Origin of the sequence: Rhizobium tibeticum, from assembly GCF_900110205.1 — a bacterium.
Lineage (GTDB): Bacteria > Pseudomonadota > Alphaproteobacteria > Rhizobiales > Rhizobiaceae > Rhizobium > Rhizobium tibeticum.
In genome coordinates, this window is record NZ_FOCV01000043.1 from 1 (window position 1) to 19,502 (window position 19,502).

Sequence of the window (19,502 nt, forward strand, 5' to 3'; positions counted from 1 at the left end):
CGAAGCCCCGACTATTCTGTCAGCCTGCACCGCCAATTCCGCCTCAAGTGGACCGGCGTCCCAAATGCCATCCGAGATGAAATGATGCAGGCGGTCATAGCGATCAGGTGCCAGGCGCTCCGCCATCGGCTCGATACTCTTGCGATCTCCCGGCCCGATCAGGCCAGAAACATAGATCGGGCACATCTGCCGACGCTTCTTGTGGCCAAGCTTCTCAACAAACGGCTTCAGCCATTCCGTCAGTGCAACATCCTGCTCTGCCATCCTTCGCACCCCTGTTGAAGTGCCAAGGATCGCCGATCATCGTTAACCGAGGATTAATCTGCCAAAGTAGTGTTAGAAAGCATAGCCCGGTCGAACGCCTTGAAAGGATAATAACCGCAGCATCGACTCGCCGATAATCATGTGCCAGCGATAGGCGTAAACGGCTGAGCTCGCCCGCTATCATCGGTACCCGCCCGAGCCTGATCCAACAGAAGCGCCATCGGCTAGACGAGCCCAAAAGATGAGCGGGCCTCCAGACAGGCGTCGTCTCCTGGGACACAGGCGCGACAAACATCAGGCCGAAGCTCGTAAACCAAGCATGATGTGCTCAAACCAACGCAGCCGGCCAAGGCAGAGCAGCGCGCGCCGTAACATCGCATTCCTCCCTGATCCTCAGAGATGAAGCGCGGCGGTAAGGAGTCGAGATCAGCTTCTGTCTCAGTGGAAAATCTTGGCCAAGTGGGCGAAAACGAACAGCAAGCGCCGCAGGCCTGGCAGTCAAGGTCAGTCGGAGTGGGCAAAGGCATGTCTCACTTTCCAAAGTATGAGCGTCGGCTCTTGCTACACGACTTTGTCTATTTTGGCGGCGATCGCTGAAGGTAAGGTGGATGAGCGTGGTGATGTAGCATTGTAGCATTGGAGCGTCGACGCCACCTCGTTTAAAACCTCCTGGATCAACAAGGTCCTCCGAGCTCGCACGTCGGCCACCAAATGCAATAGTTCCACGCGTGCAATCGTTGTGGTTGATCGAAACGCATTGGCGCTGTAGGTTCGCCTCGCAATTCAAACGGCCAAGACAATGAAAAGGAACTTTCATGCCGGAAGGTACGGTTAAATTCTTCAACAATGACAAGGGATTCGGGTTCATTACGCCAGACAATGGCGGACCGGATGTCTTCGTTCATCTCTCAGCTCTGCAGCGTGGCGCCTCGCTCCGCGAAGGTGACAAGGTCAGCTACGAAGTGGGCCAGGATCGCAAGACCGGGAAGTCGAAGGCCGAAAACGTCTCCGTCATCTGATCGAATGACCGAATGGTTTTAGCCCAGTCTGTATATTCGGGTGGGCTAACTCTCTATATCAGAGGGACCTACGGAAAATTCCGGCTCTTCACCTTCGATATGTCAATATGGAGATCGGGGACTTATCCCGAGCCCGACACCATGCCGAACCGGATCCCTAAAGCCCGCGATTTCCGATAGGTCCAAGTTGCAAGCTCGGCATAGTCCCTCTACGTGTGCTCGGCTGGAATGCGCCACATCCAGACCTTCCGGTAACGCCACGCAGGTTGCGTTTCGACCCAACTCGGCCGTTAAGCGCATCGGCCTTCTGGTACAGCCTACGTTGACCGACTGAGCGTCTGTCTTGGTTTAGGCGGCTGGTCGAATATTTTGGTTAACTCGGAAGAGATTGGCAGGATCGTATTTCTTCTTGATCGCAGCTAGCCTCGGGTAGTTGTCGCCATAACTCGCCTTAACGCGCGCTTCGCCCTCGTCGTCCATCATGAAATTGACATAGGCGCCGCCGGGATTGAATTTGTGGACCGCCTCCCAGTAGGCCCGGCCCCAGCGCGTCAGGGCCCCTGCCTGCTGCGGATTGGAATCGATCCCCGCGATCACCATTGACCAGGTGGCGTCCCTCGCCCCCCAAGCCGTCTCGTCCCTACCGACACGGCGAACGGCGCCATCGATCGGGTAGAGATGCATCAGCGATAGTTCGCTCGGCGCCTTTGCCGACTCCGAGATGTAGGTATCGATTGCCGCGTCCGGCAGGTCCTTCACGAAATCACCCTTCCAATACCATTGCAGGCCCTTCGGGAAGAACGGGTCGAATAATCCCTGTATAGCGGGGAACGGCATCACCCCCATCCAATTGAAGAAGGGCGCCGGAAGCTTGTCAAGGAGCGGCGCCAGCGCGCGTCTGCCATCCTCTTCGGTCCCGTTAAAGCTGGAGATTATGGCGCAGGCCCGCTTGCCCCACGCCTCGCGCGGGAACGGGTCCATCGAGGGCACCGTCTTCAGCCCGACAAAAACACCTAGCTCTTCGGGCGACTTCGGCAGGAAGTCGCGATACGCACTCATGATTTCCTTGCCATGGAGCGCGGCGTCCCAGAAAATCGGCCCGGCAAATACCATCTTCACCGGATGGGCCTGGAACAGAAAACTCGTCACCACCCCGAAATTGCCGCCGCCGCCTCGAAGGGCCCAGAACAGATCCGGGTTCTCCTTCTGACTCGCTGTCACGAAGCTGCCATCGGCCAACACCACGTCGGCTTCAAGCAGGTTGTCGATGGTGAGGCCATACTTTCGCGTCAGATAGCCCGAGCCGCCGCCAAGCGTCAGCCCCGCGACCCCGGTTGTGGAAACGATGCCGAAGGGGACAGCGAGCCCAAAGGCATGGGTGGCGTGGTCAACATCACCTGACGTACAGCCGGGGCCAACACGCACAGTCCGGCTTGACGGGTCAATGCGCACTCCCTTCATTGTCGATAGATCGATGACCAACCCATCATCGCAGCCGCCAAGGCCGGGGCCGTTGTGACCGCCACCGCGGATGGCGACGAGCAACCCGTTGTCGCGGCCAAAATTCACCGCAGAAATCACATCAGCAACATCAGCGCAGCGAGCAATCATCAATGGGTGCTTATCGATCATGCCATTGTAAAGCTGGCGGGCCTCTTCATATTCAGGATCGCCAGCTTGAATGAGACTGCCGCGGATTGCTCCAGCGAATTTTGTCACATCCTCATCGCGCATGATCTTTCCTCCCAGGATTATCAATGGCTTAGCAGATGGTCATCATCGAAGGGCGGGATCAAACTTACCACGAACTAAGCCAATCGAAAAGTGGCGACGCGTTTCGATCGGTTGAAGGCAGATGGCGCCACGGATACCCAGCCGGTAATTCCAACTCTGCAAAAAGGTAACTAGCAGAATTTCCTACCACTTCTTCTTTCCGCCCTATCTGGACTTTAGAGGCGACTCTTCAGAGGTGCAGCTTAGGGAAGGGCTGTGTGAAAAACGCCGCTTCTAAAAATCCCCTTAGAATTTAGGGCGGCGTCTTCGTAATCGTGCTGCTCTATGTGCTGACCAATCTCATCGCCGATCTTTCCCAGAGCCTGATCGATCCGCGCGAGCGCGCTCGCATTGCCTCCGGGCGGGGGCGATAGAATGGCCGGGCTTCTCGATCTCTCTCGCCGCCCCGGCAGCACTTTCGCACTCATCGCGTGACGCTTCTCTGTCTGGGCGCGATCGCCGCGCCGTTGATTGCACCGTATGGACCGAACGCCATCGCGCCCGGCAACCAACTTATGGATCCGTCGCTTCGGCCGCGATATCCTGAGCCGCCCGATCTATGGTTCACGGGTAGCACTCGGCATTTCGCTCTCGGTCATCGCCATCTCGCGCGGCGCTCGCGCCACGGACCATCGACATCTTCATCGTCGGTATCTTCGATATCGTCACCTCGTTTCCGAGTATCATCCTGGCGCTGGTCGCGGTTTGTGGCCCAGGCCTCGGCAATGTCGCTGCTCGTCAGCATCGTCTTCATTCCTCATTTCGGCCGCGTCGCCCGCGCCCAAACGATCGCCATCCGCAATAGCCCCTTCATCGAAGCCGAAAGGGTTCTCGGGCGGAGACCTGTCGGGTAATCTGCACCACGTCACGCCTAACATCATCGGCCCCATCTTCGTGCTGGCCCGCATGGATATTCCCGTCGTCATCACCATCGAGGCGGGCCTGAGTTCCCTCGGTCTTGGCGTGCGCCCGCCGCTTGCAAGCTGAGGGCGTTTCGCGATCGCCTGGGGCTGAGCTATCTGCTCATCTCCCACAATCTCAATGTCGTCGGCCGCGTTACCGATGACGTTGCGGTGATGTATCTCGGGCAGATCGTCGAAAGCGGGCCAACGGCCGCATTGTTTCGCGATCCGCCACGTCCCTATACGCGGGCGCTTCTCTCGGCCAACCTGATGCTCGATCCCGATCGCCGCCGCGAGCGCGTCGTGCTTTCCGGTGAGTTACCGAGCCCCAGCAACCCGCATTCCGGATGCCGCTTCCATAAGCTGTCCGTTGGCCCAGCCGAGATGCGCCAGCGAAGCTTCGTCCTTCAGGCCGGGGCGGATGGACGCAGCGTCGCATGCCACTGCCCGCTCGCAACCGAACCGGTTGTCATGTCTCAGGCGATAGCGGGATAGCCATGACACACAGCACCCCGATCAAGCTGCGCCAGCACTTCGTAGTCGGCATCGCCGAGCAGACTGATGCCGCGCAGCGAGAGCGTGTCGCAGACTTTCGCAAGCACGGCATCCGCGATCGTCTCCGCCAAAGCGCGGCGCAGGATCCCCAGGTCCTTTGCGGACGTCGCGGCGGCCGTGATGAAGGGCAGGCCCGGCCCCTTCGCCGTCTCCGCGAGGATGCGCACGCCTGCGACACAGTCGGGATCGAAACGCAGGGTGTTGCCGAAGGTTACGCAGTCGATCGCCGCGACATCCGCCTCCCCGCTCGATACAGCATCGATGCTTGCCCGATGACCGCCGGTCTCCAGCACCGCGGAGAAGAACCGGCCATCGACGGCATGAGGCGCCACGAAGGCGCGGAACAGGTTGTAGCCGGAATTGCTGCCGGGCTCATTGATCGCAGCGCGCGTGCCCCTCATGTCCGCAATCGACTGTGCGGGCGACTTCGCATTGACGATTACGAAGCTGCATATGAGCGGCCCATCGCAGCCCGGCAGTCCATAGACGGGCGACGCCACCAGCTGCACCTTATCGCGGAGATGCTGGACGTAGGGGTATCCGCAGGTCTGGCCGAACAGCAGGTCAGGGCGAAGCCACGCCTCGTCGTAGCGGACTTCGTCGTCGAGCGCCTCCGGCGCGTCGAGCACATAGGCGCGAATGCGCTTGCGCAGCGCCTCCCAGAGCAGCCGCGTCGCCTCCATGATCGGTGGCGGGCTGACGTACATGGCGAGGCTGGCAAGGGGCATCGGACGAACTCCGCAAAAGTGACTCGAAACCTATGCAATGCATAGATTTAAATCGCAATGGGATTTCGTCGTTGAAAGGATGCCTGCCGTGAACCTGCCCTCTCGAAGCCTGACGCGCGGAGATCGGCACTCCCTCCCCTGGCGCCGCTAAGCCCTGTTCCTGATATTCGTCGCGCACCACCCCTGGAATACCAAGAAGCGGGAGACTGATCTGAGTTACGGCATGCCAGCCGATGTCGAGGAGGCATTGCGGCCGTTGAGCAACTGAGCGTATCCGGCCCGCACGGCCTTTTCGCACAGAGCGATGCCCACCAATCCGACAGCGGTTGGACATACCCCCATCGTGCTGCACCGGTAAAGATCTCGGTGGAGACTGCCGGGCCGTACCCAGATCTCAGGTGAGGAAAGGCCCAACGGATTCTCTGTTATCCTTCATCCGGGGGACCATCACCTGGTGACGAGAAACCAGTTGTTCCTGATCCGTTATGAAGATGAGTTACGATCTGGAGACGGTGATTTTCACATCTGCCTTCAACTATAGTGGCATTTGCTACCGGACGGCGTATTTAGGCCCTCACCGCCGGGCTGAACACCAAGAGGCTCAGGATCTCGAACAGCACCTGTGCACCGGCCTGTGCGGTGTTGGTGGTGCTGTCATACTGCGGGGCCACCTCCACGACATCGCCACCGACGAAATTCAGACCTTTCAGACCCCGCAGCAGCTCGAGCGCTTCACGGCTGGTGAGGCCGCCGATCTCGGGCGTTCCAGTGCCTGGCGCAAAGGCCGGGTCGAGACTGTCGATATCGAACGACAGATAGGTGGGGCCATCGCCGACGATTTGCCGGGCTTTCTCAATAATCGCGGGGATGCCCATGCCGTTGATTTCCTCCGCATGGATCACCGTCATGCCGGATTCATAGGAGAACTCCCAGAGATATTCAGCAGGTCCCCTGATGCCGATCTGGATGGTGCGGGTCGGATCGAGAACGCCATCCAGAACGGCATTGCGCATGGGACCACCGTGATGGAATTTCGTCTGATCGAACGGGCCACCCGTGTCGCAATGGGCGTCGATATGGATGAGGCCGACCGGCTCCTTGGCGCCGACTGCCTTGAGAATTGGATGCGTTATGGAATGGTCACCACCGACGCAGACCGGAATGATACCTGCTTCGACGATCTTGCGGATTGCCGCCTCGATATTCTCATGGCATTGCTCCAGCCGGTAGCGGCTGCCGAATGGGATGTCACCGATATCGGCTAGACGCAGATCGTAGGCCGGAGCGCAGTCGAGCACATGATTATACGGACCAATGCGTTCAATGCCGCGCACGGCCCTTGGTCCAAATCGCGAGCCCGGCCGATTGCTGACGCCGAGATCCATGGGGACGCCGACAGTCGCGACCTGTAGGTCGCCGAAATCGGGGGCGGCGAAATCGACTTCCCTGTATGGCAAACCTGCGAAGGTCGAAATGCCGGAATAGGGGGCAGCGCGTGTGCCCCCCTTGAAAATCTTTTCGGCGACACGGCGAAAGCGGGGATCGAAGAACTCGGCGCTATCGGCAAATTTCTTGCGCAGGTCCTCAAGGTGCTTCTTCAATTCAACCATCGTCCTGTCCTTCCTATAAAATTGCGCGGCATTATGACTGACGGGCGCAAGCCCGGGCGACAAGTATTTTGCGGACTGCCTCGATCGTCAGCACTTACGGCCGCGGCGAAAGGTGCTCGTGGATTGCCAGCCACTCGCCCGTTGCTTGCTTCTCGAAAACGATCGTTTCGCGCTCGGTGCTCGTCGAAGGCTCGCCGTTGAAGGCAAGGTCCGTCTCGACGGAGTGGGTGAATATGGCAACGGAGCCGGCGATCTGGACATCCCTGTCGCTTGAACGGCAGGCGCAAACACGAAATCCGTCGCGTGTCTCCCACAATGTCCATTCGGACTCATACTCTGCGCGCGTGCGAAGGCAACGGTCGAGATTATGAAATATGAAGGTGGCCTGGGGCGCAAAGGCCGAGAAGTAGCCGTCGCGGTCGTGTCTGCCGAAAGCCGCGACGAGGCGATCTGCTGCCGCAAGCACAGCGTGTTCCTGGTGTTCCATCCGTGACGTTCCCTGCTATTGAATTTTGGGGCTGCTGATCAAAACGGCAAGCGGCCTGTTCTGCCGTGCGACGCGTTCCTTGAGTGTCTCAAGCGTCATCGCGTCATCTTTGACGAACTCAAGGAACATCATGTTGAGGTTGTTGAAGGCCATCTGACCCACCGCAACCGCGTCGATCCCCGGCATGACAGCGCCGCGAAGCTGCAGTTTCTGGACCAGCATTGAAACCTGATCGCACAGGCGCCCGTCGAGTTCGGTATATCGGCGGCTGAACGGGCTCTCGGGCTGCTGGATGGAGATCGCCATGGCCGTGCGCCACATCTCTTTGCTGAGATAGACGAGCGAATGATCGAAATACTGGTCGATCAGGACTTGAAGGGCTTCCAGCGTCGTGGCCGGTGGATTTTCAACGATGCTCTTGCCGGACGCCAAGACTTCTTCGACTTCCATGGAAACGGTGGCGACCAGGATGTCTCCCTTGTTTTCATAGTAGTTGTAGAAAGTGCCGACCGACACCTCTGCACGCTCGGCTATGTCCTCGATGCGGGCGCTGTCATATCCGACCTCCCGAAAAAGGCTCGTCGCCGCTTCCAGTATGCGGCGATTGCGATCGGCTTTCTGCTTGGCGCGCAGTCCCGTCATGATCGACTCTCTCAAATAATGAATGCCCTCAAAAATCATATTGACTTAAAAAATGAACTCATTCAATCTTTTTCGTGAAGGCGCCGGAATGAGCGTCACCGACAGAGGGCAAAACATCATGATTGATATTACTGAAAGCGCTTTTGCGCGTCGATTTCTGGGCTCCGCCGCCACTCTGGCGCTCGCCGTCTCAACAACTGCGATCAACCCGGCGCCAGTCCTGGCGCAGGAGGAATTGAACGCGCTCGTCTGGTGCGACCATACGGATCCCGCGCTGATCGAGCCTTTCGAGAAGGCCAACAACGTCAAGGTCAATCTGAAGGAATACGAGGGAACAGGTGCCGGTCTCTCCATCATCGACCAGTCACGTCCGGGAGATTGGGATGTGCTCGTTATCGATGGCGTCGACGTGCAGCGCGCCGTCGACAAGGACATCCTCGCGGAGATGCCGGCCGATGCGCTTCCGAATGCGGATATCTTCCCCGAAGTCCGGATGGAAGCCAACAATACCCGCGACGGCAAGACCTACGCCGTCACCGAGAAGTTCGGCTACAACACGGTTTCCTACGACAAGACGAAAGTCGATCCGGCCGACATGAAGGATATGTCGAAACTCTGGTCGGAGAAATACAAAGGGCGCATCGCCGTTTACGACTATTATCTGCCGATGATCGGGCTGACCGGCATCGATCTTGGCAAGACGACGGCAAGCCTGACGGATGCCGACCTTCCGGCAATCAAGGACAAGCTGTTTGCACTCAAGGCCAACGCCAAACAGGTCAGCGACGTCGTCTCGTCGCAAACGGCGCTTGCCACAGGCGAGGTCGACATTGTCTTTGGTGGAGGCGAATGGCTGACGGCCGGGCTGGTGAAGGACAAGCCCAATCTCGATTGGGTCATTCCCGAGCAGGGCGCGCTACGCTGGGCGCAGTCGATCGGCGTCATGAAGGACTCCACGAAAAAGGATCTCGCTCTAAAATTCGTGCAATACATCGTTAGCCCGGAAGGGCAAGCGCGGCTTGCGACCTCTTCGTGCTACTGGGCGATGCCGGCAAACGCAAAGGCCGGCGAACATCTGAGTGCCGAACAGAAGACCGCTTTGCGCTGGAACGAGCAGGCCGACTATCTCAATCGCACGCAGCTTTATCCGATCCCAAGCGCGGAACTGGACGCAAAGATGCAGGACGTCTGGACCGAGATGCTGCAGAACTGACGGCTTCGTCCTTTCGGGATTGCGATCACCTTGCCCCTCTCCCCGTTAACGCGAGAGGAAGTCGGAGGCTTGCCCATGGCTGCTATTTCGCTTGAAGATACAGAGCGCCGCAAGGCCTGGGGTTTCGTGGCTCCGGCACTTGCCTGGACGGTCGTCTTCTTCGTGGCACCGTTTCTGTTCATGGCGGCCATGAGCCTCTGGGCGCAGCAGGGAGGCTCGATCGTCCGTGTCTGGAACCTTGGCAATTACATCGCCTTCTTCGAGAAGGACGCGCTTTTCCGCGGACTGACGAATTCCTTGGAAATCACCGCCATCGTGACGGTTCTCTCGATCCTGCTTGCCTATCCTCTGGCCTGGATTATCGCCGAGCGGGTGCCGCAGAAATTCCAGCGAACGGCGCTGATCCTTGCGGTCCTGCCGTTCTGGACATCCTACGTTGTGCGATCTTATTCCTGGCTGCTCGTGCTGTCGCGCAATGGCGTCATCAATCAGACACTGATGAATATGGGCGTCATCAGTGAGCCGCTGGAACTTGCTAGCAACCGCACTGCGACGGTGATCGGTTTCGTCCATTTCTTCGTGATGCTTCTCACCCTGACGATCTATGCCAATCTTGTGCAGCTTTCGCCGAACTATCGCCGCGCGGCCGCCGATCTCGGGGCAAATGCGTTTCAAACATTCCGGCACGTCATCTTGCCGCTGACCATGCCGGGTATCATGACTGGGGCTTTCCTGACGTTTGTGCTCTGCATCGGCGATTACGTCACGCCGCAGATTCTTGGCGGCAACAATGAGCTTGTGCTGCCGCAAATCATCATGCTGCAGCTCGGTCGTCGCGCTGATTTCCCGATGGCGGCGGCGCTGTCGATCATTCTGATGTTCGCCGTTACCGCGGCATATGTCGCCTGTGCGCGCTGGCTGAAGATCGAGAGGACGTAATGACACGCAACACGATCACCAGCATCGTCTCGAGCGTCTACGCAGCCCTGATCTTTGGCTTCATTTTCCTGCCGGTGATCGTGCTTGTGCTGTTTTCTTTCCAGGATGGGCGCCTGCCGGTGCCGCCGTTCAACGGATTTTCCCTGCAGTGGTATGAAGCAGTCTTTGCCGATCGCAAGCTAATGTCTGCTTTGCTGCACTCCTTCCTGGTGGCGACGATATCGTCTTTCGTCGCTTGCCTTCTCGGATTTCTCGCCGCCTATGCACTCGCGCGCTTCAAGCTGCCGGGCTCTGCCTGGCAACGCGGATTGCTCATCGCGCCGATGACAGTCAGCTACCTCATCATCGCGCTTGGGCTTTTGACCGTCCTCAACGTGTTGGGCATCGGCCTTTCGCTCTGGACCGTCGGCATCGGTCACGTGGTGATCAATCTGCCGCTTTGCTTTGCGATCATCTATTCGTCGATGGGGGATCATCACATCAACATCGAGCGCGCCGCGCGCGATCTCGGCGCGAGTGATGTCAAGGTCATGGCCTTGGTGACGGCACCGATGCTGCTGCCGTCGCTGCTCGCCTCCTTCTTCCTGTCGATGACCTTCAGCTGGGATGAGTTCATCATCGCCTTCCTGCTGTCGCGCTTCGACGTGACGCTACCCGTCGAAATCTGGAGCCTGCTTCGTTCGGGCCTCAACCCCAAGACCAATGCCATCGGCTCACTGGTGTTTCTCGTTTCCGTCACCGTGCTGATCGTGCTGGAACTGTTCCTGTTCGGAAGGACAAAAAAATCATGACCGCTCCGGTTTCAATCGAGAACGCGACGAAAACCTTCGGCAGCTTCACGGCGCTCGATGACGTTTCCCTCGACATTGCTGCGGGCGAATTCATCGTCCTTCTCGGGCCGTCCGGCTGTGGCAAGACCACGCTTCTGTCCATCCTCGGAGGCTTCCTGTCGCCGACGAAGGGGCGGATCGCGATCGGCGGCAGGGAGATGACCAACGTCCCCCCGGCAAAACGCCCGACGACGACGATGTTTCAGGACTACGCGCTCTTTCCGCATATGAAGCTCAAGGACAATGTCGGCTTTGGCCTCAGAATGCGTGGCGTCGGCAAGGCCGAGCGCGAGGAGCGCGCCAAGGGCTTCCTCGACCTTGTCGGCCTCAAGGCTTCTGCCGATAAGAAGCCGCATGAGCTTTCGGGTGGTCAGCGCCAGCGTGTTGCTCTGGCCCGGGCTCTGGCCGTCGACCCGGATGTGTTGCTCCTCGATGAGCCGCTCGGCGCCCTCGACCTCAAGCTTCGCCGGCAGATGCAAGACGAGTTGAAATCGATCCAGAAGCGCGTCGGAACGACTTTCGTCCACGTCACTCATGACCAGGAAGAGGCCATGGCGATCGCCGACAGGATCGTGGTGATGAACCAGGGCAAAATCGAGGATTTTGGACCACCGTCCGACATCTACATGCGGCCCCGCTCGCTCTTTTCGGCCGGTTTCATGGGCGAGGCGAACTTTGTTCCCGCGAAGGTCAAGAGTGTCGACGTGGCCGGCGCCAAACTCGAGACACCAATCGGCAGCATTGTCATCGCGCGAAGCAATTTCACGGGCGGGATACCAGTCGAGGGCCGGGCGGTAACGTTGTGCATACGACCGGAGCATTTCAGGCACGCAACCGAAGCGGTTGAGCCTGGGACGGCTCTTGGCGAAGCCGTCGTAACAGGCATCGCTTTCTTTGGCACGCATTACCGCTGCCATCTCAAAGCAGTAGACGCGCCGGGTCTCTCGATTGTCGCGCACATGCCGCAATCGGCGGAGCTTGCGGAAGGCGCGCGTGTCGCGCTTGCTGTCAATCCCTCCGATATCGTAGCGTTGCCCGCCCACGGCAGGAATTAATTCAATGGAACGCATCAGCCCGGACAAGTGGTATCAGACCCGGCGCCTGGATGATGGCGTTACGGCGATCTCGGAGCCGTTTATTCAGGAGTTCTATCGCTGCAATATCTGGCATGTGCGGGGTCGCGACCGAGACATGCTCGTCGATAGCGGCATGGGGGTCGTCTCGCTGCGCGAATGGGTGCCGCTGGTGACGGAGCGCGAGGTGATCGCCGTCGCCAGCCACACGCACTTTGACCATATCGGTTGCCACCACGAATTCGAGTGCCGCGCTGTTCACAGCGCGGAAGCAGACCTGCTTGCCAATCCCACCAGAGCAAACACGCTTGCCGACCCTTACGTCACCGACGAGATTTTCGATGCGCTACCGCCGGAGCCCTACTGCTCGAAATGCTACGGCGTGAAGAAGGCCGCGGCGACGCGCATTTTGGAGGACGGCGACGTGATCGATCTCGGCGATCGAACGTTCGACGTCATCCACACTCCCGGCCACTCTCCCGGCGGGATCGCCCTGTGGGAAGCCAAGACCGAGACGCTTTTTTCCGGCGATATTCTCTATGACGGGCCGTTGATCGAGGACACCTATCATTCCAACGCGGCAGATTATGTCGCCTCGATGGAGCGACTTTTGACGATTCCGGTCCACGTCGTGCACGGCGGGCATTTTCCGAGCTTCAGCGGCGAGCGATACCGCGCGCTGATCACCGATTGGCTGAAAAACAAACAGAAAAAGATGTGACGGGAGGACAGGACATGCTCGACAAGCGTAAATTCTATATCAAGGGCGAATGGGTTGCTCCTCTTGCGGCAAATGATCTCGAGGTTCTCAATCCCGCCACCGAAAAGCCCGTTGCGGTCATCTCGATGGGCACCGCTGTCGATGTCGATCGTGCCGTGGCCGCCGCCAAGGCCGCATTTGCAACCTACGGCCGCTCGAGCGTCGAAGAGCGTCTCGCGCTTCTGGAAAAGCTTCTCGACATCTACAAGCGTCGCTACGAGGAGATGGCCCAGACGATCACGCTCGAGCTCGGGGCGCCGATCACCATGAGCCGCGAACAGCAGGCGGATGTGGGTGTTGGTCATCTTCAAGGCTTTATAGATGCCTTGAAGCGCCTTTCCATGCGCGAGGAATTGCAAAATGGCGACATTCTTTTACGCGAGCCGATTGGCGTCTGCGGCCTGATCACGCCCTGGAACTGGCCGATCAACCAGATTGCTCTGAAAGTGGTGCCTGCCCTCGCTACCGGCTCGACATGCGTGCTGAAACCGAGCGAGTTCACGCCACTCAACGCGATGCTCTACGCCGAGATGATCCACGAGGCAGGTTTTCCAGCCGGCGCGTTCAACCTCGTCAATGGTGACGGTCTCAACGCGGGTGCAGCGCTATCGAAACACGCCGACGTCGACATGGTGTCGTTTACCGGTTCGACGCGTGCTGGCATCACCGTTAGCAAGGATGCGGCCGATACGGTCAAGCGCGTGACGCTGGAGCTCGGGGGCAAGTCGCCTAACATCATCTTCGACGACGCTGACCTTGAAGATCGCGTCACTGGCAGCGTGCTTGAATGCTTCAACAATTCTGGGCAATCCTGCGATGCACCGACCCGTCTGCTGGTGCAGAAGCCGGTCTATGCTAGGACGCTCGAAATCGCTGAGCGCGTCGGTCGTGAGGTAAGCGTCGGCCAGCCGACGCAGGAAGGAACCCACATCGGCCCCTTGGTCAGCGACATACAGTTCGCGCGTGTGCAGGCGCTGATCGAAGCGGGTATTGCCGAAGGAGCTCGCCTCCTGACAGGCGGGGCCGGCAAGCCTGACGGTTTTGAGGTGGGGTATTTCGTCAAGCCGACGATCTTCGTCGATGTCGACAACTCGATGCGAATTGCCCGCGAGGAGGTGTTCGGGCCGGTGTTGGCCATCATGCCGTTCGAGACGGAAGACGAAGCGATCGCGATCGCCAATGATACCAGCTACGGCCTCGCAGCTTACGTTCAGACCAGCGACCTCGCGCGCGCCGAGCGCGTCGCGGCAAAGCTGCGGGCCGGGATGGTCCATATTAATGGTGCGCCCTATCGCTACGGGAGTCCCTTCGGCGGCTATAAACAATCGGGCAATGGGCGCGAAGGCGGAATGTTTGGACTTGAGGATTTCTTAGAGGTGAAGACACTCCACCGTCCCGACGCAGCCTGAGTGGGATCGCGAGAAGGCCGGCTTTGCGTGAGGCAGGAAGATCAGCCGACATGAATTCTCTGCTTTGTATGACAGAATGATCAATTGGGCTCGAGAGCAGTTAAGGGACCTGAAGCGCGAGGTGGAGTTCATGCAATTGTCGGCGTCATCGACCAGGAGGAACTGTTTCCAGAGCATGATGCTCTCTTGATCCTGAAGGAGCGCCGCAAGCACAGACGAACTATTGGGTCGACTACCGAGCGCTAGGGAACCATTCCCGCGCACGAAGGTTCTACCTATGCAACGCAGCCCAATCAACGTTGCGCGGTGACTGGCATCGCCCTAAAACGCCAGTCAAAGGGCTCGGTGCGCCGCTAGCACCGGGCTCTTTCTTTTTGGGAGCGGTGTTCCGGTCCAATGACGTAGTCGTTTGAATAGCATCTGCCCGCCAGACAAGGCATGCTTGTCACGATTATCCTAACCTACAGGCCCGGGCCCCTTTCAATTTCCGCTTTTTGAATCCGCACCGCGTCCTTTCAGAAGGAACCGCGACAAAGGTGTGTTGAGAACAGGGAAGTTTGTGGCAATGGAATCGGCAATAGACTTCGGAACTGGCGTGGTTGTAGCGAGGCGGACGGAGGCATTCCGCTGCGAAGTCAATGGCGCACTTGTTGTCGACAACAGCCACTTTCCCGCCCCGTTCGAGGGCTTAGCAACTATTGCCTACGGCTTTTAGAAGGACTTTGGAAGAACGGGGCCGGCTTGCGCCGGGCACGGTGTCGCGTTTTGTGGGTGGTGCGGAACTTAGAACGCACTGTTGAAGATATGCGGACAGCCCTGGCGTCGGCCGGTATTGAATTTGTCAATGACGAACGCGGTGACGGCGTGAGCAAGCGGCGCGCTCGGTAGGTCTAATATGGTATAGTGACTCGGCGTGTGTTGCCCTTAAGCGCGCGGGAACAGATGCGAGGCTATCGCGACTAAAATAAACATCACTATTAGGACCGCCAGGTTGATCGCTATACCTTGGTAGTCGTAGGTACGGACGGAGCGAACGATTTTCTCCCACTGGTATCGGACTGTGTAAGTGGACGGCATGTTGGCCTCCTTCGTGTCGGCCGTGATGCCTTTGCTTGGCGAGGCTCGACGCTTGGTCGCAAGACCTTGCACACACAGCGCTCCCTATCGGCGTGAAAGTCAACGCAATAAAACGGGTGCGCCACTCCTGTGACTTATTCTGAGCGCAAAGTCTTTGTTACCAGCAGCATATGAACCGGGCGCTGCCGCCAGAGGGCAAGACCTTCGCCCCAACCAAAGGAGGGCCCGATGTCTTCCGTGGACAATCAACGCCGGGACAATAAGCCGTCGACGTTGCAACGTGTTCTCAAGCGCGCAAACTATGCGACCGCCGATATGGAAACCGCCGAAGGCGATGCGTCTCATGACGAGGCCATTGTCATCCGTAGGATTCAAGCCGGCACCATTCCGTCCAAGAACTACCCTGCTTCGAAACGACGTAGGCGGAACGCCGATCCGAATGCTCTCGCCACGTGGGAGAACGAAGGAGGGGCGGTCCGTCCGTCGAACAAGAAGCGCAGTTGATCTAGAGCTTGACCGCCCTCACCCGACTCGCCTGGATTTCCAGCCGGCCCCCAATCCGCGTGCGATCCGTCGCCACCGGACTGTAAGGCAGAGGCCGAGCGCATCGTTGACTGGCGGCGACTTGCTTCGTAAGCCGTACTTGACGCAAAGCCAACTTGAGCTAAATTCAACTCATCGTGTCTCCAGCGACTGACCACGGATGTACTGGCAGTTGTTGTTGAGGCGGATTGAGAAAGGTCGGCACGGAGGGAGGTGCCGACCTTTTTCTTTGCCTTTGGTCACCCCGATTGGTTGCGGGCGTGGAAAAGCGCGCTCAACTTTGAATGATCATCGCAGCCACGGCGCGCGGCCAGGCATTGGATCAAATGGAAAGCGTGGCTGGAAGGATCACGCAGATTTCGTGCGCGCGAACGAAGCGGCTGAGAAAAAGGAAGCTTGGCCATGAATGCGCAACGTCAGAAGAGCTGAATAAATGCTTGAAGGGAGTATTGCTGCCGCCAATCTCTTCGTACGCCGTCAAAAGGAGCAGTCGTTGCGGACTCCGCTGCCTCTGCCTCGATCCTCCCCATTAAAACATCAATGTCTCGTATGGTTGATTATGTTCGGTGAAGCGCGCATTTGTTCCTGAGTGGTCGGGGCCAGCGTCAGGTCGACCTTATGCGGGGGCAAGACCTGGGCATTGCGAAAAGCGTTCGGCTGAGTGGGCCTGCTCGAAGTGCCAGGTCTTTTGGCTGTGGGTCTGATTGGAAATTCCATCATTATTCTCCTCGGCTTTTGGCAGCGCCATGCCTATGGAGCTAACCTCAGCAACCACGATTGGTTCCCTGCGGTGCAAGACATCTTTGATCCAGAAAAGCCTCTCTGGAGCGTGAGCCCAATCTCGGACGAAAGTACGACCGAGATAGCGCAGGCAATGGCAGTGGAGTGGCCATGGTCGGAGGTGAGAGATCGGCCGATGCCGCATCAGGGGCTTCACACCGAAAGGTTGGGAAGCCTTGCGCATCGCCGAAGACTATTATGAGCGGCTGTTCAACAAATGGTTCGACAAGTGGCAGCACGCGCGTTGAAGCTGAGGCCCCTGCGCAAGCATTGGGTGTCCGCGGCCTAGAAGACCTCCGTGGGGATGCATCCAGCGTTGATCCGGAACAACGACCCGCGGACGCTGTTTCCATCTCGTTGCAATGATGCGACGTCTAAGGAGGATAACATGCGCTCTAAACTGCTGGTAGCTTCGCTGCTTGCCGTCGGCCTAGCGGGCTCGGTCCTGGCTCAATCCAACCCGGCTCCCGCCGGATCGACGATGGACAAGAATCATACAACTAACGGCGCCGCAAGCGGCACCATGAAAATGAAGAAGGTCGACAAAACGGTAACCAACAGCACCGCACGCACGCTCAATAAGCAAAACTGCAAAAGCGTGAACGGCAAGGGATCGCTGCAGACCCAAGGCGGCAACAGCGGCACGGAGAACACAGAAGACACCTGTGCTGACAACAATAACTAAGCCGTTACTTAAGATGGGGACGCTGAATGAGTTTCTACCGTGCGATATCGTACGGGACTATAAAGCCTCTATCCGCAGAGTGCCCATAGGCGTACTGTCTGAGGGTCGGCCCAAATTTTCCGGGCAGAGTCGATTGGGAGATCATATGTGCTCTTGCCTTTGCGTAGGAGCCGCAGATGAACTTTCTAGCCAGCGTCGACCTCACGGACGAACATCTCGATACCGTGACGACCAGCATCAAGGGGTGGTGCGCCAACCGCAAGGTGGACCTAGATGGTCCATCAGCGCGCGCAGCTATCGCTCTCGCCCTTGAACTGCTTTCAACACGACCCTCGATAACATCCGAAGAGTTGCTTGAAATACTATCGAACCGGCTTTCTAGCGTGGGCAGCGATTAGCGTGGAATTCCTAGCCATTCCGAAGGTTCAGGATTGGGTCGCCGGGCGAGGCTTCATGCTATACGCTGGCTGACCGCGCGATCGTCCAGCTCCTGAACTTCCCCTTGATTTTCCTGCTGCTAGGGACTTTGGTCCGACTAGCGATCCCGGAAGATTGGCGTAATCTGTGCTTGTTCTGACCTCTGGGGAGCAGGACAAGAAGGGAAGCTCTCGCCCCATGCGACGCCCATGTTGCAGTAGACCCTGCCGAGGCTTCCCTTTCAATCACCCCGGGACGGCGATTTCATTCGTTCCGGCCAGTGAAGATCGTTTTCCCGCTCGACATCGAAGACCGACCCGCGACGCAGCGCCTCGTCCTTTGGCTTCCTTCAATGCGGCTCGATGAGGAAGAACAGGAGATCCGACTCCGGACCCTCTCTCGAACACTTACGCGGAAGATCAATTCCATCGCAGTAATGATCTATCAATTCTATGGACAAAGAAACGTCGGCCTGAAGCGTCTGCCAAAAAGGAAAAGTCTTTCCTCGAAGCACACCAGTGAATGCTGCATCGTGGCCCCGAATAAATCGGAGGCAGCGTATGAACGCGCAATTACACCATCTCACCTTGGATCGTCCCGCCGCGACGCGGCTCGAAAATGAGCAGCAAGCCATCGCTGTCGCGCGCGAGCTTGCCGAACGATTCGGTGCATCTGCGTCAAGGCGAGATCACGAGAGGCTGCTGCCCTTCGCGGAGCTCGACGCGCTGTCGCAATCGGGACTGCTCGCCATCACGGTGCCGGAAGAATACGGTGGCCTGGATGTGTCGAACGCGGTTCTTGCGGAGATTATCGCTATTCTCTCCGAGGCCGACGGCTCGATCGGCCAAATCCCGCAGAACCACTTCTATATTCTCGAAGCGCTTCGCACCGACGGGACGGAGGAACAGAAGCGCCATTTCTTCGCCCGTGCGCTTGCAGGCGACCGGTTCGGCAACGCACTTTCCGAGCGAGGCACGAAAACCGTCGGCGACTACGAAACGCGCATCACCCCCGACGGCCTCGGCTACCGCATCGATGGCAGAAAATACTATTCGACAGGGGTGCTGTTTGCCGATTGGATTGCGATCTTTGCGCTGAACGAAGCCGACCAACTGGTCATGGCCATCGTTCCAAAGGAAACGGAAGGCGTGGAGGTCATCGACGATTGGGACGGGTTCGGGCAGCGCACGACCGGCAGCGGCACAACGATTTTGAACAATGTCTACGTGCGTGCGGATTCTGTTGTATCCCATCACAAAGGTTTTGAGCGTCCTTCGACGATCGGTTCGGTTGGCCAGATCATCCACGCCGGCATCGATCTCGGCATTGCCCGCGCGGCGTTTGCCGAGACGCTGGAATTCGTGCGCACGAAGTCGCGCCCCTGGATGGATAGTGGCGTGGAGCGCGCATCCGACGATCCGCTAACGATTGCGAGGATTGGCCAGATTGCCATCCGGCTGGAAGCAGCCAGTGCGACCGTCAAACATGCCGGCCGAAAGGTTGACCGAGCGCAAATCGCAACGACTGAGGGGGAGGCGGTGGAGGCGACGCTTGCCGTTGCTGCCGCAAAAGTGCTCACGACCGAGATTGCGATCGAGGCTACCGATACGCTCTTCGAGCTGGCCGGCACCTCCTCGGTAAAGCTCGGCTTGAACCTCGATCGCCATTGGCGCAATGCCCGAACCCACACGCTGCACGACCCGGTGCGCTGGAAATACCATGTCGTCGGCAACTATCATCTGAACGGCGTCATTCCACCGAAGAATGGCGCGCTCTGATCACGTCCTCCCAAGATG

Annotated in this window: 20 protein-coding genes; 13 read left to right on the forward strand and 7 right to left on the reverse strand. The window is 58.4% G+C overall.

What is annotated here, in order from left to right; all coding sequences use genetic code 11:
* Both BSG20_RS29820 and BSG20_RS29825 read right to left on the reverse strand, forming a co-directional pair.
* The coding region (locus BSG20_RS29820) for a transposase (RefSeq protein WP_143147553.1) at window positions 1–264 on the reverse strand (264 nt) is incomplete at its 3' end.
* Between the two features lie 224 nt (window positions 265–488).
* Window positions 489–791: a YkgJ family cysteine cluster protein gene (locus BSG20_RS29825; RefSeq protein ID WP_072381291.1), complete on the reverse strand. Its 303-nt coding sequence runs from the start codon at window positions 789–791 to the stop codon at window positions 489–491.
* Between the two features lie 288 nt (window positions 792–1,079).
* Between BSG20_RS29825 and BSG20_RS29830 the strand changes: the two genes are divergently transcribed.
* Entirely contained in the window at window positions 1,080–1,283 is a 204-nt protein-coding gene (locus BSG20_RS29830) for a cold-shock protein (protein ID WP_024315024.1), read from the forward strand.
* A gap of 348 nt (window positions 1,284–1,631) precedes the next feature.
* On the opposite strand, the gene BSG20_RS29835 is transcribed toward BSG20_RS29830, so the two are convergent.
* Window positions 1,632–3,017 carry an FAD-binding oxidoreductase gene (locus BSG20_RS29835; protein ID WP_072381289.1) on the reverse strand — a complete coding sequence of 462 codons (1,386 nt, stop codon included), beginning with the start codon at window positions 3,015–3,017 and terminating at the stop codon, window positions 1,632–1,634.
* 764 nt (window positions 3,018–3,781) lie between these two features.
* Between BSG20_RS29835 and BSG20_RS38495 the strand changes: the two genes are divergently transcribed.
* On the forward strand, window positions 3,782–3,910 hold the full coding sequence (locus BSG20_RS38495; RefSeq protein ID WP_280142218.1) for a hypothetical protein: 129 nt from the start codon (window positions 3,782–3,784) through the stop codon (window positions 3,908–3,910).
* 222 nt (window positions 3,911–4,132) lie between these two features.
* On the forward strand, window positions 4,133–4,453 hold the full coding sequence (locus tag BSG20_RS29845) for an oligopeptide/dipeptide ABC transporter ATP-binding protein (protein WP_072381287.1): 321 nt from the start codon (window positions 4,133–4,135) through the stop codon (window positions 4,451–4,453).
* Here the strand turns inward: BSG20_RS29845 and BSG20_RS29850 are convergent.
* From BSG20_RS29850 to BSG20_RS29870, 4 genes are all read right to left on the reverse strand, one after another.
* Complete coding sequence (locus BSG20_RS29850) at window positions 4,435–5,241, reverse strand: phosphate/phosphite/phosphonate ABC transporter substrate-binding protein (protein WP_072381285.1); 807 nt, start codon at window positions 5,239–5,241, stop codon at window positions 4,435–4,437. The genes BSG20_RS29845 and BSG20_RS29850 overlap by 19 nt on opposite strands.
* A gap of 566 nt (window positions 5,242–5,807) precedes the next feature.
* Window positions 5,808–6,851, reverse strand: coding sequence for an agmatinase (speB, locus tag BSG20_RS29860; RefSeq protein WP_072381283.1), 1,044 nt, complete (start codon window positions 6,849–6,851; stop codon window positions 5,808–5,810).
* A gap of 94 nt (window positions 6,852–6,945) precedes the next feature.
* Entirely contained in the window at window positions 6,946–7,338 is a 393-nt protein-coding gene (locus BSG20_RS29865; RefSeq protein ID WP_072381281.1) for a YybH family protein, read from the reverse strand.
* Between the two features lie 15 nt (window positions 7,339–7,353).
* Window positions 7,354–7,980 (reverse strand): TetR/AcrR family transcriptional regulator, encoded by a 627-nt coding sequence (locus tag BSG20_RS29870; RefSeq protein WP_072381294.1) that lies wholly within the window; start codon window positions 7,978–7,980, stop codon window positions 7,354–7,356.
* A 118-nt stretch (window positions 7,981–8,098) separates the two neighbouring features.
* Between BSG20_RS29870 and BSG20_RS29875 the strand changes: the two genes are divergently transcribed.
* The 10 genes from BSG20_RS29875 to BSG20_RS29925 all read left to right on the forward strand — a co-directional run bounded on the left by BSG20_RS29875 (window position 8,099) and on the right by BSG20_RS29925 (window position 19,484).
* A complete protein-coding gene (locus BSG20_RS29875; RefSeq protein WP_072381293.1) occupies window positions 8,099–9,193 on the forward strand; it encodes an ABC transporter substrate-binding protein in 1,095 nt (364 codons plus the stop codon).
* A gap of 75 nt (window positions 9,194–9,268) precedes the next feature.
* Complete coding sequence (locus BSG20_RS29880) at window positions 9,269–10,132, forward strand: ABC transporter permease (protein ID WP_072381280.1); 864 nt, start codon at window positions 9,269–9,271, stop codon at window positions 10,130–10,132.
* The gene (locus tag BSG20_RS29885) at window positions 10,132–10,923 is read left to right on the forward strand and encodes an ABC transporter permease (RefSeq protein WP_072381278.1); all 792 of its coding nucleotides are present in this window, start codon (window positions 10,132–10,134) and stop codon (window positions 10,921–10,923) included. Before BSG20_RS29880 ends, BSG20_RS29885 begins: the two co-directional genes overlap by 1 nt.
* Window positions 10,920–12,017 carry an ABC transporter ATP-binding protein gene (locus tag BSG20_RS39000; protein ID WP_072381276.1) on the forward strand — a complete coding sequence of 366 codons (1,098 nt, stop codon included), beginning with the start codon at window positions 10,920–10,922 and terminating at the stop codon, window positions 12,015–12,017. The genes BSG20_RS29885 and BSG20_RS39000 overlap by 4 nt, the downstream gene beginning before the upstream one ends.
* Window positions 12,018–12,021: 4 nt before the next feature.
* Window positions 12,022–12,756 carry an MBL fold metallo-hydrolase gene (locus tag BSG20_RS29895; RefSeq protein WP_072381274.1) on the forward strand — a complete coding sequence of 245 codons (735 nt, stop codon included), beginning with the start codon at window positions 12,022–12,024 and terminating at the stop codon, window positions 12,754–12,756.
* Between the two features lie 14 nt (window positions 12,757–12,770).
* Window positions 12,771–14,204, forward strand: a complete 1,434-nt coding sequence (locus tag BSG20_RS29900; protein ID WP_072381272.1) for an aldehyde dehydrogenase family protein — start codon at window positions 12,771–12,773, stop codon at window positions 14,202–14,204.
* Between the two features lie 1,305 nt (window positions 14,205–15,509).
* Complete coding sequence (locus BSG20_RS29905) at window positions 15,510–15,785, forward strand: hypothetical protein (RefSeq protein ID WP_072381268.1); 276 nt, start codon at window positions 15,510–15,512, stop codon at window positions 15,783–15,785.
* A gap of 1,207 nt (window positions 15,786–16,992) precedes the next feature.
* Window positions 16,993–17,289: a hypothetical protein gene (locus BSG20_RS29915; protein WP_072381264.1), complete on the forward strand. Its 297-nt coding sequence runs from the start codon at window positions 16,993–16,995 to the stop codon at window positions 17,287–17,289.
* 176 nt (window positions 17,290–17,465) lie between these two features.
* Window positions 17,466–17,687, forward strand: a complete 222-nt coding sequence (locus BSG20_RS29920) for a hypothetical protein (protein ID WP_072381262.1) — start codon at window positions 17,466–17,468, stop codon at window positions 17,685–17,687.
* Window positions 17,688–18,266: 579 nt separating this feature from the next.
* Window positions 18,267–19,484 (forward strand): SfnB family sulfur acquisition oxidoreductase, encoded by a 1,218-nt coding sequence (locus BSG20_RS29925; RefSeq protein WP_072381260.1) that lies wholly within the window; start codon window positions 18,267–18,269, stop codon window positions 19,482–19,484.
* Window positions 19,485–19,502: the final 18 nt, after the last annotated feature.

What these genes read in the sequence shown, in the direction of transcription:
- BSG20_RS38495 (WP_280142218.1), top strand. Translation starts at nt 3,782, where the DNA reads ATGTCGCTGCTCGTCAGCATCGTCTTCATTCCTCATTTCGGCCGCGTC.
- BSG20_RS29870 (WP_072381294.1), bottom strand. Translation starts at nt 7,980, where the DNA reads ATGACGGGACTGCGCGCCAAGCAGAAAGCCGATCGCAATCGCCGCATA.
- BSG20_RS29925 (WP_072381260.1), top strand. Translation starts at nt 18,267, where the DNA reads ATGAACGCGCAATTACACCATCTCACCTTGGATCGTCCCGCCGCGACG.
- speB (WP_072381283.1), bottom strand. Translation starts at nt 6,851, where the DNA reads ATGGTTGAATTGAAGAAGCACCTTGAGGACCTGCGCAAGAAATTTGCC.
- BSG20_RS29845 (WP_072381287.1), top strand. Translation starts at nt 4,133, where the DNA reads ATGTATCTCGGGCAGATCGTCGAAAGCGGGCCAACGGCCGCATTGTTT.
- BSG20_RS29875 (WP_072381293.1), top strand. Translation starts at nt 8,099, where the DNA reads ATGATTGATATTACTGAAAGCGCTTTTGCGCGTCGATTTCTGGGCTCC.
- BSG20_RS29825 (WP_072381291.1), bottom strand. Translation starts at nt 791, where the DNA reads ATGCCTTTGCCCACTCCGACTGACCTTGACTGCCAGGCCTGCGGCGCT.
- BSG20_RS29915 (WP_072381264.1), top strand. Translation starts at nt 16,993, where the DNA reads ATGCGCTCTAAACTGCTGGTAGCTTCGCTGCTTGCCGTCGGCCTAGCG.
- BSG20_RS29835 (WP_072381289.1), bottom strand. Translation starts at nt 3,017, where the DNA reads ATGCGCGATGAGGATGTGACAAAATTCGCTGGAGCAATCCGCGGCAGT.
- BSG20_RS29920 (WP_072381262.1), top strand. Translation starts at nt 17,466, where the DNA reads ATGAACTTTCTAGCCAGCGTCGACCTCACGGACGAACATCTCGATACC.
- BSG20_RS29895 (WP_072381274.1), top strand. Translation starts at nt 12,022, where the DNA reads ATGGAACGCATCAGCCCGGACAAGTGGTATCAGACCCGGCGCCTGGAT.
- BSG20_RS29900 (WP_072381272.1), top strand. Translation starts at nt 12,771, where the DNA reads ATGCTCGACAAGCGTAAATTCTATATCAAGGGCGAATGGGTTGCTCCT.
- BSG20_RS29905 (WP_072381268.1), top strand. Translation starts at nt 15,510, where the DNA reads ATGTCTTCCGTGGACAATCAACGCCGGGACAATAAGCCGTCGACGTTG.
- BSG20_RS29885 (WP_072381278.1), top strand. Translation starts at nt 10,132, where the DNA reads ATGACACGCAACACGATCACCAGCATCGTCTCGAGCGTCTACGCAGCC.
- BSG20_RS29880 (WP_072381280.1), top strand. Translation starts at nt 9,269, where the DNA reads ATGGCTGCTATTTCGCTTGAAGATACAGAGCGCCGCAAGGCCTGGGGT.
- BSG20_RS29830 (WP_024315024.1), top strand. Translation starts at nt 1,080, where the DNA reads ATGCCGGAAGGTACGGTTAAATTCTTCAACAATGACAAGGGATTCGGG.
- BSG20_RS29850 (WP_072381285.1), bottom strand. Translation starts at nt 5,241, where the DNA reads ATGCCCCTTGCCAGCCTCGCCATGTACGTCAGCCCGCCACCGATCATG.
- BSG20_RS29865 (WP_072381281.1), bottom strand. Translation starts at nt 7,338, where the DNA reads ATGGAACACCAGGAACACGCTGTGCTTGCGGCAGCAGATCGCCTCGTC.
- BSG20_RS39000 (WP_072381276.1), top strand. Translation starts at nt 10,920, where the DNA reads ATGACCGCTCCGGTTTCAATCGAGAACGCGACGAAAACCTTCGGCAGC.